13 protein-coding genes are annotated in these 14,625 nt (G+C 35.8%); 12 read left to right on the plus strand and 1 reads right to left on the minus strand.

The features are described from left to right. The first annotated feature begins 3 nt into the window (after positions 1-3). The 9 genes from priA to KBW87_RS03270 all read left to right on the plus strand — a co-directional run bounded on the left by priA (position 4) and on the right by KBW87_RS03270 (position 10,096). The gene (gene priA / locus KBW87_RS03230; protein ID WP_057810050.1) at positions 4-2,400 is read left to right on the plus strand and encodes a primosomal protein N'; all 2,397 of its coding nucleotides are present in this window, start codon (positions 4-6) and stop codon (positions 2,398-2,400) included. Between the two features lie 12 nt (positions 2,401-2,412). Then, the gene (gene fmt / locus KBW87_RS03235) at positions 2,413-3,357 is read left to right on the plus strand and encodes a methionyl-tRNA formyltransferase (protein ID WP_057810052.1); all 945 of its coding nucleotides are present in this window, start codon (positions 2,413-2,415) and stop codon (positions 3,355-3,357) included. After that, the gene (rsmB, locus tag KBW87_RS03240) at positions 3,350-4,663 is read left to right on the plus strand and encodes a 16S rRNA (cytosine(967)-C(5))-methyltransferase RsmB (protein ID WP_057810055.1); all 1,314 of its coding nucleotides are present in this window, start codon (positions 3,350-3,352) and stop codon (positions 4,661-4,663) included. Before fmt ends, rsmB begins: the two co-directional genes overlap by 8 nt. A gap of 3 nt (positions 4,664-4,666) precedes the next feature. After that, positions 4,667-5,416, plus strand: a complete 750-nt coding sequence (locus KBW87_RS03245) for a Stp1/IreP family PP2C-type Ser/Thr phosphatase (protein WP_004046503.1) — start codon at positions 4,667-4,669, stop codon at positions 5,414-5,416. Then, positions 5,413-7,446 (plus strand): Stk1 family PASTA domain-containing Ser/Thr kinase, encoded by a 2,034-nt coding sequence (gene pknB, locus KBW87_RS03250; protein WP_057810057.1) that lies wholly within the window; start codon positions 5,413-5,415, stop codon positions 7,444-7,446. The genes KBW87_RS03245 and pknB overlap by 4 nt, the downstream gene beginning before the upstream one ends. Further along, positions 7,443-8,336 carry a ribosome small subunit-dependent GTPase A gene (rsgA, locus tag KBW87_RS03255; RefSeq protein WP_057810058.1) on the plus strand — a complete coding sequence of 298 codons (894 nt, stop codon included), beginning with the start codon at positions 7,443-7,445 and terminating at the stop codon, positions 8,334-8,336. The genes pknB and rsgA overlap by 4 nt, the downstream gene beginning before the upstream one ends. A 15-nt stretch (positions 8,337-8,351) precedes the next feature. After that, positions 8,352-9,008: a ribulose-phosphate 3-epimerase gene (gene rpe, locus KBW87_RS03260; protein WP_057810061.1), complete on the plus strand. Its 657-nt coding sequence runs from the start codon at positions 8,352-8,354 to the stop codon at positions 9,006-9,008. Continuing rightward, positions 9,005-9,700, plus strand: coding sequence for a thiamine diphosphokinase (locus tag KBW87_RS03265; protein WP_057810063.1), 696 nt, complete (start codon positions 9,005-9,007; stop codon positions 9,698-9,700). Before rpe ends, KBW87_RS03265 begins: the two co-directional genes overlap by 4 nt. A 102-nt stretch (positions 9,701-9,802) precedes the next feature. Next, entirely contained in the window at positions 9,803-10,096 is a 294-nt protein-coding gene (locus tag KBW87_RS03270; RefSeq protein WP_004046490.1) for a hypothetical protein, read from the plus strand. A gap of 77 nt (positions 10,097-10,173) precedes the next feature. Here the strand turns inward: KBW87_RS03270 and rpmB are convergent, their stop codons facing one another. After that, on the minus strand, positions 10,174-10,359 hold the full coding sequence (gene rpmB, locus KBW87_RS03275; RefSeq protein WP_004046488.1) for a 50S ribosomal protein L28: 186 nt from the start codon (positions 10,357-10,359) through the stop codon (positions 10,174-10,176). Between the two features lie 168 nt (positions 10,360-10,527). On the opposite strand from rpmB, the gene KBW87_RS03280 reads away from it, so the two are divergent. The 3 genes from KBW87_RS03280 to recG are packed head-to-tail and all read left to right on the plus strand — an operon-like array spanning position 10,528 to position 14,609. Then, positions 10,528-10,890: an Asp23/Gls24 family envelope stress response protein gene (locus KBW87_RS03280; protein WP_004046485.1), complete on the plus strand. Its 363-nt coding sequence runs from the start codon at positions 10,528-10,530 to the stop codon at positions 10,888-10,890. Positions 10,891-10,911: 21 nt separating this feature from the next. Next, the gene (locus tag KBW87_RS03285; protein ID WP_057810065.1) at positions 10,912-12,570 is read left to right on the plus strand and encodes a DAK2 domain-containing protein; all 1,659 of its coding nucleotides are present in this window, start codon (positions 10,912-10,914) and stop codon (positions 12,568-12,570) included. Positions 12,571-12,572: 2 nt separating this feature from the next. After that, positions 12,573-14,609 (plus strand): ATP-dependent DNA helicase RecG, encoded by a 2,037-nt coding sequence (gene recG, locus KBW87_RS03290; RefSeq protein ID WP_057810068.1) that lies wholly within the window; start codon positions 12,573-12,575, stop codon positions 14,607-14,609. The last annotated feature ends 16 nt before the right edge of the window (positions 14,610-14,625 follow it).

Below are 14,625 nucleotides of genomic sequence, written 5' to 3' on the forward strand. Positions count from 1 at the left end.
TGAATGATTGCTCAAGTTATTGTTGATATTGCAGCAAAGCAGACAGATCGAATTTTTGAATATCATATTCCTGAAAATATTTCTGATGTAGAAATTGGTTCGCGGGTAGTTGTTCCTTTTGGTCCTAGAAAATTACAGGGATTTGTAGTGGGAATTTCAAAAACTAGTAATTATCCCGGTAAATTAAAAGATCTTCTTGTTGTCGTTGATGAAATGCCTCCTCTTACTCCTGAATTGGTAAAATTGTCAAAATATATGGCTAAAAATGTATATTCTTATAGAATTTCAATCCTTAAGACAATGCTGCCACGAGTAATGCGAGCAAATTATCGAAAAATTTTAACCCCAATTTCTAAAAGTGCGCAAAAATTGGCGCTTTTTAAAGGAGATCCAGTTGATTTAAACAATTTAACTGATAATAATAAAATTGCCTTAGCGAGAAAGCTTTTACGCAATAATGAAGCAAAAGTCGAGTATTTGGTTGAAAATAAGGCAAAAAAGAAAACAGAAAATCAATATCTTTTAAGTGAATCTCGAGAAGAATATCAGAAAATTTTGAATTCGGTTAGACGCAATGCGCTTAAGCAACGAAGAATTTTAACGGATATCATTGAAAACTATGATAGTTATCCGCGAATGCAAGATGAGCTGGAAAAAACTGCAAAAATTACAACTACTGATTTAACTCAAGCAGTGAAGAAGAACTGGCTAAAAAAAGCAGCCGTAGAAGTCTATCGTAACCCTCTTGCTGGGTTTGATAATAAGAAAAAAGCGGTAACCGTTACTTTGAATGAAGAACAAGAAGTAGCCGTTGATCAAATAAGTAATTCAGTTCAAAAGCAAGAATCTAAGACTTATCTACTAGAGGGAATTACCGGTAGTGGTAAGACGGAAGTATATTTACATACGATTAGTAAAACTTTAGATCATGGGCGCAATGCTTTAATGCTGGTTCCAGAGATTTCCTTGACACCTCAAATGGTGAGTCAAGTTAAAAGTAGATTCGGAAATAAAGTGGCAGTCTTACACAGTAGTTTGTCTACTGGAGAATTATATGATGAATGGCGCCGAATTCGTCGTGGTGAGATTCGAGTAGTAGTGGGAACGCGAAGCGCCGTCTTTGCTCCGATAAAGAATTTAGGACTGATTGTAATTGATGAAGAGCATGAATCTTCATATAAGCAAGAAGATAATCCACGTTACCATGCGCGTAACGTCGCTCTTTGGCGCAGTGATTTTAATAACTGTCCTTTAGTTTTAGGAAGTGCCACTCCATCTTTATATAGTCGAGCTCGTGCCCAAAAAGGGATTTATCATTTATTAAAGCTTACTAAAAGAGCTAATAATAAAAATTTACCTCAGGTAAACTTGATTGATTTAAAACATGCAGAATTTGCAGGGGATCAGTTTGATTTGTCAACTGATTTGGTAAATGCAATTAAGGATCGATTGTCAAAAAATGAGCAGGTTATTTTGATGCTTAATCGCAGAGGCTTTGCTAATTTTATGTTGTGTCGCGAATGCGGATATGTAATGAAGTGTCCCAATTGTGATTTATCATTGACCATGCATAAGGACACGCATGAAATGCAGTGTCACTATTGCGGCTATACGGCTCCTATCCCAGAAAAATGCCCTAATTGTCAAAGTGATAAGATTCGTTTTTTAGGGACGGGTACGCAAAAAGTTCAGGAAGAATTGGAGCAATTAATGCCAGACGCTAAAATTCTTCGTATGGATGTAGATACTACTCGAAGAAAGGGAAGCTATAAGAAAATTTTGGATAAATTTGGTGATCATGAAGCAGATATTCTTTTGGGTACTCAAATGATTGCTAAAGGCTTGGATTTTCCGAATGTTACCCTAGTAGGAGTGGTGAATGCCGATACTGGATTGTGGGTGCCTGATTATAATGCAGCCGAGCGAACTTTTGAACTGTTAACTCAAGTTGCCGGACGAGCCGGACGAGCTGAAAAAGCTGGTGAAGTCATTATTCAAACGTACAATCCGGAACATTACGCAATTGAATTGGCTCAAACTCAGGATTATGAACGTTTTTATGCTTATGAAATGCAAATGCGTCATGCAGGCAATTATCCGCCATATTATTACACAGTCTTGATTTCAATTGCTTCAAAAAAGGAACAAAATGCGGCTCGGGAAGCTTTTAAAATTAAAAGAAAGCTTGCAAGTAGCTTGCATTCAAATACAATTATTTTAGGACCTACTCCCAGTGCGATTTCAAGATTAAAAAATCAATATTATTATCAAATCCTGGTAAAATATAAAAAAGAAGATAATTTAAATGATTTGCTTCATCAAATTCAGAATTCTGCACAAGAAATTAAAAAATATGGATTAAATGTATACATTGATAATGAACCAGAAAGAATTGTTTAAGGAGAAAATGGAATGACATCAATAATTTTTATGGGAACCCCAGACTTTTCAGTACCAGTTTTAAAGGGATTAGTTGAAAAAGGTTATGAGGTAAAAGCAGTAGTAACTCAACCAGATAAAAAAGTAGGACGGAAACAAAAAATCACTGAGACACCTGCTAAAATTGCGGCAGAAGAACTGGATATCCCAGTTTATCAACCAGTTAAATTATCTGGTTCTAGTGAGTTAGACGAATTAATTGCTATGAATGCAGATTTTATAGTGACGGCTGCTTACGGGCAATTCTTACCAACTAAGTTTTTGAATTCCGCTAAAATTGCTGCAGTAAATGTTCATGGTTCCTTGCTTCCAAAATATCGTGGAGGCGCTCCAATTCAATACTCTTTGATTAATGGAGATAAGGAAACAGGCATTACTATTATGGAAATGGTTAAAAAGATGGACGCAGGTGATATTTATGCTCAACAGGCAATTGAAATTGAACCTGAAGATACTGCTGGGAGCTTATTTGAAAAACTATCTTACTTAGGTCGTGACTTATTACTTGAAACACTCCCTAAAATTAGTGATGGAAGTGTTCAAAAAGTGGCTCAGGATGAAGAAAAGGTGGTCTTCTCTCCCAATATTACTAAAGATCAAGAACGCATTACTTCTAAAATGACTGCCAAAGAAGCTAACAATTTATTACGTGGTCTTAATCCAGATCCGGGTGCTTATATGATGGTAAATGGCAAGAGATTTAAGGTTTGGAAGGCAGAAGTGGCTGATGAAAGTACGGATTTAGAGGCTGGAAGTTTAGTTGAAAATAAGGGCCGTTTCTCGATTAGTTTTGCTAATAATACGGTTCTTAATCTCCTTGAAGTACAACCTGCTGGTAAAAAGAAAATGCCAATTCAAAGTTTCTTAAATGGTCAAGCAAGTAAATTTACGGTAGGAGAAAAGATTATCGATGACTAAAACAGCACGTTCAATTGCTCTAGAAACTTTAATGAGCGTCTTGCAAAATAAATCATATTCAAACTTAAGTTTGAATAATAATTTACGTCAAGCCAAGCTTTCAGTTGCTGATCAAAATTTAGCTACTAATTTGGTTTATGGAACGATTCAATATAAGATTTATTTGAAATATCAATTAAAAGGCTTGGTGAAGACTAAGCTTACTGAAAACTATTTGGAACCTCTTCTTTTAATGTCGATTTATCAAATCCAATTTTTGGATAAAATTCCTACTCGTGCAGTTCTTGACGAGGCTAACAAACTAGCTAAGAAGTTTGGTAAACACCATTCTGCGGGGTATAGAATTGTTAACGGAATTTTAAGAGCCTTTGTACGTCGTGGAGAAGTTTTACCAAATAAAAAGGATGAAGTTGAATATTTAAGTGTAAAAGAAAGTTTTCCAAAATGGCTAGTTGAATATTTTATTAAAAACTGGGGACTTAAAAAGACTGAAAAAATGTTGATTAGTCTAAATCAACCAGCAAAAAATAGTGTGAGATTAGCTTTGAAAGATCAAAAGCAAACATTTTTCCAATTAAAGAAATTAGGATTTAATCCGGAACCTTCTGCCTTGGCTTCTGATAGTGTAATCTTAAGTCATGGAGGAATTGTAGATACTTCATTATTTAAAGAAGGAAAATTAACGGTTCAGGATGAAGCTGCTAGTTTAGTAGTAGAGGCCTTTGATTTTAAGGGAGACGAGGAAGTTTTAGATGCTTGCAGTGCTCCCGGAGGAAAAACAGTCCAGATTGCAGAACATCTTCCTACAGGACATGTTACTGCATTGGATATTCATAAGAAAAAGCTCAATCTTGTTCACCAAAATGCGGAGAGAATGGATGTTGCAGATAAGGTTTCTACTAAAGCTATTGATGCCCGGAAAGCTGATGAGTGTTTTTCAAAAGGAGAGTTTGCTAAAATACTGGTAGATGCTCCTTGTTCAGGGTTAGGATTATTAAGAAGAAAACCTGAAATACGCTATAGTAAAACCAAGCAAGATTTAGTTAATCTGCAAAAAATTCAGCTTGATATTTTAGAGCATGTAAGTGGATTATTAGCTCAAAATGGAGAATTGGTTTATTCTACTTGCAGTATCTCTATTCAAGAAAATGAAGAAGTAGTTGAAAAATTTTTGAAGAGTCATCCTAACTTTGAACTTTCAAAGTTTAAGGCAGGCAACTTAACTAGTAATGGAATGCTAAAAATTTTACCAGATAGTTATGGCAGCGATGGCTTTTTTATTGCTAAGTTTAAATTACGAGGTTAAATTTTGATTGAAACAGCATTTGCTTCAAGTATTGGTAGAATACGTAAAAGCAACCAAGACTTTGTAAAAGTATTTAAAAATAAAAGCGATACTACATTGGCAATTGTGTGTGATGGTATGGGGGGCCATCAAGGAGGGGATGTAGCATCAACGATGGCGGTAAGTCATTTAGGGCATAATTTTGAATCAACAGATTTTACAGATACAAATAGTGCTCATAAATGGATTGAAGTTCAGTTGAAGTCCGAAAATGAAACAATTTTAAAGACTGCGGATCGTTTTCCAGATTTGAATGGGATGGGAACGACAATTGTTTTAGCTTTTGCCTTTAAAGATACAGCTTTAATTGCACATTTAGGTGATTCACGAGCATATATTTATGCCGATGGTCATTTTACTCAACTAACTGAAGATCATTCCTTAGTTAATGAACTAGTTAAAATGGGTCAAATTACCAAAGAACAAGCAAAACATCATCCTCAAAAAAATATTATTACCCAGGCTTTAGGCGTTTCTAGCACAATTGATCCTGAATTTCGAAATGTTGCTTTAAACGAAAATGACATCATTTTACTGTGTACAGATGGATTAACTAATTCCTTAAGTGATCCACAGATTCAGCAAATTTTGGCAACCAAAGAACTAAGCTTAAAAGATCGATGCAATAAGTTAATTAATGAAGCAAATCGTTTAGGTGGTGGTGATAACATCACGGTATGCTTGGTTTGGAACAAGGGGGAAGGAAGTAAGTGATCGATAAAGGTTATTTGCTTGGTGAACGCTATCGAATACTGGATACCCTTGGTGAAGGTGGGATGGCTAATGTATATTTAGCTGAGGATATTATCTTGCAGCGAAAAGTAGCCGTTAAAGTGTTAAGATTGGATCTTCAAAAAGAATCACAAATCTTAGCTAGATTTCAACGAGAAGCCTTAGCGACGAGTGAATTGAGTCATCCAAACATCGTATCGGTCCTTGATGTCGGAACTGATCATGGCTTGCCTTATATGGTAATGGAATATGTGGATGGGCCTGATTTAAAAGATTATATTCGGGAAAATTCACCGTTAGATTTGCATGAAGTTATCCGGATTATGGATCAGATTTTGAGTGCGGTAGCATTAGCTCATAAACATAATGTTATTCATAGAGATTTAAAGCCCCAGAATATTTTGATGGATAAACGAGGAAATATCAAAATCGCGGACTTTGGGATAGCCGTAGCTCTAAATCAAAGTTCGATTACTCAAACTAACTCTGTCATGGGATCTGTACATTACATGTCTCCCGAACAAACGCGGGGAGGATTAGTTACTAAACAATCGGATATATATTCCGTTGGGATTATCTTATATGAACTGATTACGGGAAAAGTGCCTTTTAATGGGGATACCCCCGTCTCAATTGCTTTAAAACATGTTCAAGAAGAGATTCCATCAATTAGAGAAAAAGATCCTGAAGTACCCCAAGCTTTGGAAAATGTGGTTTTAAAAGCAACAGCAAAGGATCCACGCGACCGCTATGAGTCAGCTCAGGAAATGAAAAATGATCTTGATACTAGTTTAGATAAAAATCGCGGAGATGAGCCAGTATTTATACCTGATCATGGTGTTAATAATGATAAGACGATTATTTTACCGGCCTTTAACTCAGTGAAAAAAGATGATGGGAATGATGACCCACCTGAAAATCCTAAGCCGCCTGCTGATCCGGATCCTCAAGAAAATCCAAAGAAAGGATCATTTTTAGCTACTTTAAAAAAACATAAATGGTGGTGGATTTTTGTAGGAATTGTCGCAATTTTAATTGTGTGTATGATGGTATTTGCTCTGGATGCAAAGAATAGTGCCAATAAAGCAGCTCAAGGCACTGTGAGGATTCCAGATGTTACTAATTTGACAGAAGAATCTGCTGAAAATCGACTTGAAAAATCGGGATTAGAATTAGGCAAAATTCACCATCGAAATTCAGATAGTATTGATGCGGGACGCGTAATAAATACTAAACCAAATTCTGGCAATTCGATTACTAGAGGCAAAAGCGTAGATTTAATTATCTCAAATGGCGCCGGAATGGCTAAGGTTCCTGATGTAACGGGGCAAACTTATGAAGCTGCCGTAGATAAATTGCAGGATATGGGATTTGATGTAGTACGAGAAAATCAAATTTCTAATACTGTTTCTCCAGATCATGTGATTGATCAAAGTATCGCAGCGGATGTAGAAGTGAAGCCTAAACAGACGACAATTACTTTGATTGTCTCAAAAGGCCAGCCCCCCAAACCCAAGCCAAACATGATTAAGTTGAAAAATTTGAAGAACTATTCTTTAAAGGGTGCTCAAGATTATGCTAAAGAAAATGGTTTGACCCTTCAAATTTCTGAAAAATATTCTCAAAATGTAGAAAAAGGGATGATTATGGCTATGAGCCCGAATCCTGGTACTAAAGTTGAAAAGGGTTCAACCATTACAATTAGTGTTTCTAAAGGTGAAAAAGAAAAGAATACAGAAACTAATATTACTAAAAACTTTACAGTAGATTATGCACCTCCTAAAACTCTTAAAGAGGATACAGATAATCATAATGAAAAAGAATTGGACAAAGGAAATCACGTTCAAATTTATATTAAAGATGATGATCATTCTTTAAGTAATATTTATCGAGATTTATATATTAAACGAGATATGAGTTTCTCTATTCCATTTAGTTTGAAAAATGGAAGCGGAGAATTGAGAGTTGTTCGTGATGGACAGACAATATTAAATGAGAAGGTAACTAAATGACAAAAACTGAGGAAGGAACTGTTGTTGGCTTAATAGCTGGCTTTTATGATGTGGAATTAACATCGGGGCAACGAGTTAGAACAAGAGCACGTGGAGTTTTTCGACAAAAAAAGCAAAAACCTGCTGTTGGAGATCATGTTGAAGTTCAAGTTGATGAAAAGGGGACTAGTTATTTAGTTAAAATTCTTCCGCGAATTAATCGGATTGGACGTCCAGCCGTAGCTAATGTGAGCCATGTTTTGTTAGTAATTTCTGCGGTCCAACCAGATTTTTCATTACAATTACTTGACCGTTTCTTAACTTTCTTTTCTTGGCAAGGTGTTAATGTTAGTATCTATCTGTCAAAAAGTGATTTAATTTCCAAAGAGCAATTAGAAAAAATCAAGACAGACTTGGCTTATTATCAAAAAATAGGGTATCCAGTTTTTTATGAAGCTCAAGATGTAGAAAAGATTATTCAAACAATTAAAAAGGGTGAAATTTGGACTTTAGCTGGTCAATCGGGGGCTGGAAAGTCAACTTTACTTAATAAGCTTAAAAAAGACGCTAATCAATTAACAGGCGCAATTTCAATGAGTTTAAATCGAGGAAAGCATACTACTCGTCAAGTACAATTGTTTTCACTTGGAGAGGGCTTTTTAGCTGATACGCCTGGATTCTCTTCAATTGATCTTACCCCAATTAAATTGAACGAATTGTGTAATTATTTTGTTGAATTTAAAAAAGCCAGTGTAAAGTGTAAGTTTAGAGGGTGTCAACATTTAAAAGAACCTGGTTGTGAAGTTAAATTGCTTCTTAAAGAAGGTAAAATTAAACAAAGTCGATATGATGACTATTTAGCTATGAGAACTGAAATCAGCGAAGGTCGGATTCCAGAGTATTTAAAATAAGTTGGAGGGTTCCAGATGATTGCACCGTCAATTTTGAATGCAGATAATTTAAATCTAAAAAATGGTATAAAAAAAGCTGTGGAAGCTGGAATAGGTCGTTTCCATATTGATATTATGGATGGTCATTTTGTACCTAACCTTTCTTTTGGACCAGAATTAGTTAGTGATTTTAAACGTGAATTTCCAATGACAGATGCCGAAATTCATCTAATGAGTGATGCACCTAAGGTTTTAGTTCCGGAGTTTGTAAAGGCTGGTGCCGATCTCATCGAAATTCATTATGAGGCAATGAGTGAAGAAGAAGTAAATTACTGGCTTGATTATTTGAAGTCTAATGGTGTAAAAACCGGCCTGGTTCTTAATCCAGATACTCCCGTTGAAGTGCTTAAACGTTTTTATTCTAAACTTGATCAAGTGCTTTTAATGACCGTTTATCCAGGATTTGGTGGACAAAAATTTCTTGAAGGTTCTGATGAAAAAATTAGTCGGGCTCGAGAACTTTTAGATCAATTAAATCCTAAAATTAAGATTGAAGTGGATGGCGGAATAAATGCGGAAACTGCCCTAATTGCTAAGAATGCAGGCGCAGAAATCTTTGTGGCAGGCTCTTATATTTTTGGTAGCGGCGATATTGGCGCTCAAGTTAATAAACTAAGTGAGATTGTAAAATGAAAGCTTACGCACTTTTAGGTGCTCCAGAAGGAAATTGGCCCAATGATATTAGAGAGAGATTTTTAGAAGCAAGAAAAGCTGGAAATTTAATTATTGGGGTAGATCGGGGAAGCCTGCTATTAAATGAATTGGGAATCACTCCTGATTTGGCGATTGGAGATTTTGATTCGCTTAAAAGATTTGAATTAGCTGAGCTTGAAAGTTCTGTTCCTGATATTCGATATTCTAATCCTATCAAGGATCTGACTGATTCCGAGCTAATGATTAAAGTTGCTTTTGAGGATTATCACGTTGATAATCTTACTATTTTAGGCGCAACTGGTGGTCGCATAGACCATTATTTAGTTAATTTGTTAATGATGCTCAGACCTAGGGTTAGAAAATTTATTGAAAAAGTTACTTTAATCGATAAGCAAAATGAAATTAGATTTTATAATCCAGGAAAGCATCTAATTAAAAAGGCTCCAGAATATTTTTATTTTGGAATTTGGAATTTAACACCGGTGAAAAATTTAAATATTTTGAAGGCGAGATATGAATTAAAAAACTTTTCCAGTGATTATCAGCAGGTTTTTTCTTCCAATGAATTTAGAAGAGATCAATCTTTTTTTGAATTAGATTTTGAAAAGGGGACAATTGGGGTAATTTTCTCTAAGGATATTGATCGCTTCCATAATGTAAAAAGAATTTGAGAATGTAAAAAGAATTTGAGATTGGGCTCAAATTCTTTTTTATTTTTGGAAAAAATGAGTAAAATAGAAGTAAGGTATGATTATACAAAAGAGGTCAAGACTATGAAATATACAGATTTTGAAAAAGATATCGCAGACTTTGATAATGGCCGTTATGAAGCTCGTCTTCACAGAGATGCGGAAAAGGAAAAGCATCATCAAGTAGATGTTTATGATAAAAAGAAGAAGAGGACTATTGCTAGTATTGCAGGTGATGATACCAATATTTTGCAACAAGATTTAGGTATGCCAACTAAATTAGGTGAGATGATTACCGATTATGCTTACACACCTTTGGACGAAAGAATGGCTGATGAAATTCCTGCCGACGATATTCACAATAATACCGAAAGATAAAAAAGCATCCCTAATTGGGATGCTTTTTGCATAATAAAAACCCTTCAGAAATTCATCTAGGAGGGTTTGGTCAATTACTAGACACGAGTTACTTTACCAGACTTCAAAGTCTTGGTTGAAACCCAAACGCGCTTTGGCTTACCGTCAACAAGAATGCGAACTTTTTGAAGGTTTGGCTTCCAAGCACGACGAGCTGAATTCAATGCGTGTGAACGTTTGTTACCAAAAGTAGTCTTCTTACCTGTCACAAAATCTTTTGCCATTTGCTAAACCTCCTTTATTTGTGTTTTCATACTTAATTACGATAGCATATGTTTGAACTCTTTTCAATAAGAAAAGTATTTTTTATTGAAATCAGTTTTGATGAGCGTTTAGTGAATTACTATGATAAAATAAATGCGTATATTAAGACAATGAGACGGAGGACAAAAATGGCTGTTAAAATCAAAACAAAAGATGGTTTGATAGATATTTCAAACGGAGTAATTGCAACTGTTGTTGGTGGTGCAGCTACGTCTAATTACGGCGTTGTTGGAATGGCTTCAAAAAATGCCATTCGCGATGGCTTTGATGGTATTCTTAATCGAGCTAATTACAAGCGCGGTGTTGTTGTTAAGTCAAAGGATAATAAGATTACGGTTGATGTTTATATTATCGTTGGATATGGTTTGAAACTTTCAGAAGTTAGCCGTAATGTTCAAGATAGCGTTAAATTCAATTTGAAGAATCAGTTAGGGATTGATGCTAAATCGGTTAATGTTATTGTACAAGGTGTAAAGGTACTTGACGAATAACGCAAGCGGAGGTTAAGAATATTGGTTTTAAAAGAAATAGATAGTAAACAATTTAGAGATATGGTTCGTGTAGCCACTCACCGAATGGGAAAAAATGCGGAATTTGTTAATTCCTTGAATGTTTTCCCCGTTCCAGATGGTGATACTGGTACTAACATGAATTTAACCATCGAAAGCGGAGCTAAAGCAGTTGCTGAAAATCCAAGCACAAGTGTTGGAGATTTGACTGAAAGCTTAGCTAAAGGGATGTTAATGGGGGCGCGTGGAAACAGTGGGGTTATTACTTCACAATTGTTTAGAGGAGTCTACAAGGCTACTCAAGGCATGAAAACTTTAAATGCCCAAGAATTAGCTAATGCTTTTTCAAACGGAGTTGCAACTGCTTATAAGGCAGTTATGAAGCCTGTTGAAGGTACAATTCTGACGGTTGCTCGTGTTGCCGCAACCGAAGGTGCAAGTAAGGCAAGCGAAACTGGAGACGTTGAAGAAGTTATGAAAGCAATCGTTGAAGGAGCTAAAAAGGCCTTAAAGACTACGCCAGATTTACTTCCAGTTCTGAAGCAAGTAGGTGTAGTTGATTCTGGTGGTCAAGGATTACTATTTATCTATGAAGGATTTTTAGAAGGTCTTCTTGGAGAAAACTTTGCAGATCAATATCAACCCGATGAAACTGAAATGGACGAAATGATTAATGCCATGCACCACCAATCCGTCCAAAGTCAATTAGCTACTCAAGATATTACTAATGGTTACTGTACGGAAATCATGGTTGATTTGACTGCTGACGTACCAAATAAAAAGCCTTTTGAATTAGAAAAGTTTAGAGAACACTTATCTAACTTGGGAGATTCTTTACTTGCGGTTTCTGATGGTGAAGTAGCTAAAGTTCACGTTCATACTGAACACCCTGGAGATGTGTTCCAATATGGTAGTCAATTTGGTCAACTAGGTAAAATTAAGATTGACAACATGCGTATCCAACATGAAACGATTGTTGATAATGATGAACAAAAGCAAGAAGCAGTTGATTTTGCTGTAATTGCAGTGGCTTCAGGAAATGGAATTCGCAAGTTGTTTGAAAGCGAAGGCGTCAATAGAATTATTTCTGGTGGCCAAACTATGAATCCATCTACTGCAGATATTGTAGATGCAATTAAAAAATCTGGTGCTAAGCAAGCTATTATTTTGCCAAATAACGGCAATATTGTAATGGCAGCTAAGCAAGCAGCTGAAGTAAGTGATATTCCAGTCGGGATTGTGCCAACTAAGACAATTTCTCAAGGTTTGACTGCGATGCTTTCGTTTGATCCAAACGCTTCCGTAGATGAAAACGTTGAAGCAATGACTGAAGATCTTGATACTGTTGTTTCTGGGGAGGTAACTCAAGCTAATCGTGATACTGTGATTGATGAAATTGAGATTCACAAGAATGATTACTTGGGAATTGTAGATGGCAGTATTCGCATAGATAATCCAAATTTGATTAATGCGACTGTTGAAATGATCGAAAAGATGTTAGATGAAGATTCAGAAATCGTTACTTTGATGTATGGTCGTGATTCTAATAAGTCTCAAGCAGAGCAAGTAGTTGAAAGGTTGGAAGCCAGTCATGATGACCTTGAATTTGAAATTCATGATGGTGGCCAACCAGTTTATAATTTCTTAGTTTCAGTTGAATAAAAATGAATAATGCGTTATTTACTCCGGTGACAGATTTAAAGGGTGTCGGGACAAAGACTGCAGCTGATCTTGGAAGCTTAGGAATATACAGTATTTATGATTTGCTATATTATTTTCCTTTTCGCTATGATGAATTAGAGTCAATGCCACTTGATCAAGTCATGGATGGTCAAAAGGTAATGCTGAAAGGGATTGTTGCAACGGAACCTTTTGTTAGTCGATTTGGTTATAAAAAAACGCGCCTAAGTTTCAAATTAAGAATTGACCATGAAGTTGTCATGGTCAATTTTTTTAATCAGCCTTGGTTAAAAAGTAAAATTGAAATTGGTAAAGATGTGGCTATCTATGGAAAATACAATTTAGCTAGACAATCTTTATCAGCTTTTAAGTTTGTTGCTGCTAAAGAAAATGATAGTGGTTTAGCACCAGTTTATCCGGTGAATAAACATATTCATCAGAAAAAACTGGTTAGTTTAATTAAATTAGCTTTAGATGAATATTTGGAAAATGTTGAAGACATTGTTCCCCTGCAAATTCGTCAAAAGTATCGCTTGCTTTCTGATAAAGATTTAGTGAAGTGGATGCATAAACCAAATAATATTTCTCAAGCTGAAATTGCAAAGAGGAGTGCAATTTTTAGAGAATTCTATCTCTTTCAAATTCAGCTTGCGCTCTTAATGAATGAAAATTCTAAGCAGTCACAGGGATTTGCTAAAAAATATGACTTGCAAGAAGTAGCCAAATTAACAAAATCCTTGCCTTTTGAGCTCTCTCATGACCAAAAGCATGTGATTAACGAGATTTTTGCTGATATACATTCACCACGTCAAATGGGACGCCTACTTCAAGGGGATGTAGGATCAGGGAAAACCATTGTAGCTGTTTATGCGATTTATGCGGCAATTACGGCGGGGTATCAAGCAGCATTGATGGTACCAACCGAAATTTTGGCGACCCAACATTTCAAAAAAATTGACGAACTTTTGCGTCCTCTAGGAGTAAGAGTTGCGCTTTTGACTGGAAATACTAAAACCTTAGAAAGACGTGAAATATATCGGGAATTAACTGACGGTACAATCAATGTGGTGATCGGCACCCACGCTTTGATTCAGAATAATGTGATTTTTAAAAAGCTCGGGTTGGTTATTATTGATGAACAGCACCGTTTTGGGGTAGGGCAAAGGCGTTCTCTGATTAATAAAGGAGAAAATCCTGATGTTTTAGCTATGACGGCAACGCCAATTCCTCGTACTTTGGCTTTAACGGTTTATAGCGATATGCAAGTTTCAGAAATCCATGAACTTCCATCCGGGCGCAAGCCGATTATTTCCAATTGGAAAACTAGCAGTCAAATGGATGAAGTTTATCAAAGAATGCATGAACAATTAAAAGCTGGTTTTCAAATCTATGCGGTGACGCCTTTGATTACCGAATCAGAAGTACTTGATTTGAAAAATGCGGAGACTCTTCATGCTAAACTTAAGCATGATTTTCCAGATCAGAATGTTGTCTTGTTGCATGGCCAAATGTCTGGTGCTCAAAAAGATGAAATTATGACGGATTTTGTCAATAAAAAAATCGATATTTTGGTCACGACGAGTGTAATTGAAGTGGGCGTAGATGTTCCTAATGCTAACATGATGGTAATTTACAATGCTGATCGTTTTGGCTTAAGCCAGCTCCATCAGTTAAGAGGGAGAATTGGCCGTGGAAAAACACAAAGTTACTGTTATTTTGTTGCTGATCCAAAAACTGAATCTGGAAAGGCTAGAATGAAAATTATTGCGCAAATTTCCGATGGCTTTAAATTGGCCGAAGAAGATTTGAAAATGAGAGGCCAAGGGGATTTATTTGGTAAAGCTCAATCAGGTGTGCCTGAATTTAGGGTAGGCAATGTAGTAAATAACTACAATACTCTAGTTGTTGCTCAAAAAGTTGCTCGCATTTTGGTTAAAGAAGATCCTAATTTAACAAATTCTAGTCATAAATTTTTAAAACAGGTGTTAAAATATAAAGAAGTACAACAAAATCGAGACTAAAAAGATTGTGATGATT

Origin of the sequence: Lactobacillus intestinalis (genome assembly GCF_024397795.1) — a bacterium.
Lineage (GTDB): Bacteria > Bacillota > Bacilli > Lactobacillales > Lactobacillaceae > Lactobacillus > Lactobacillus intestinalis.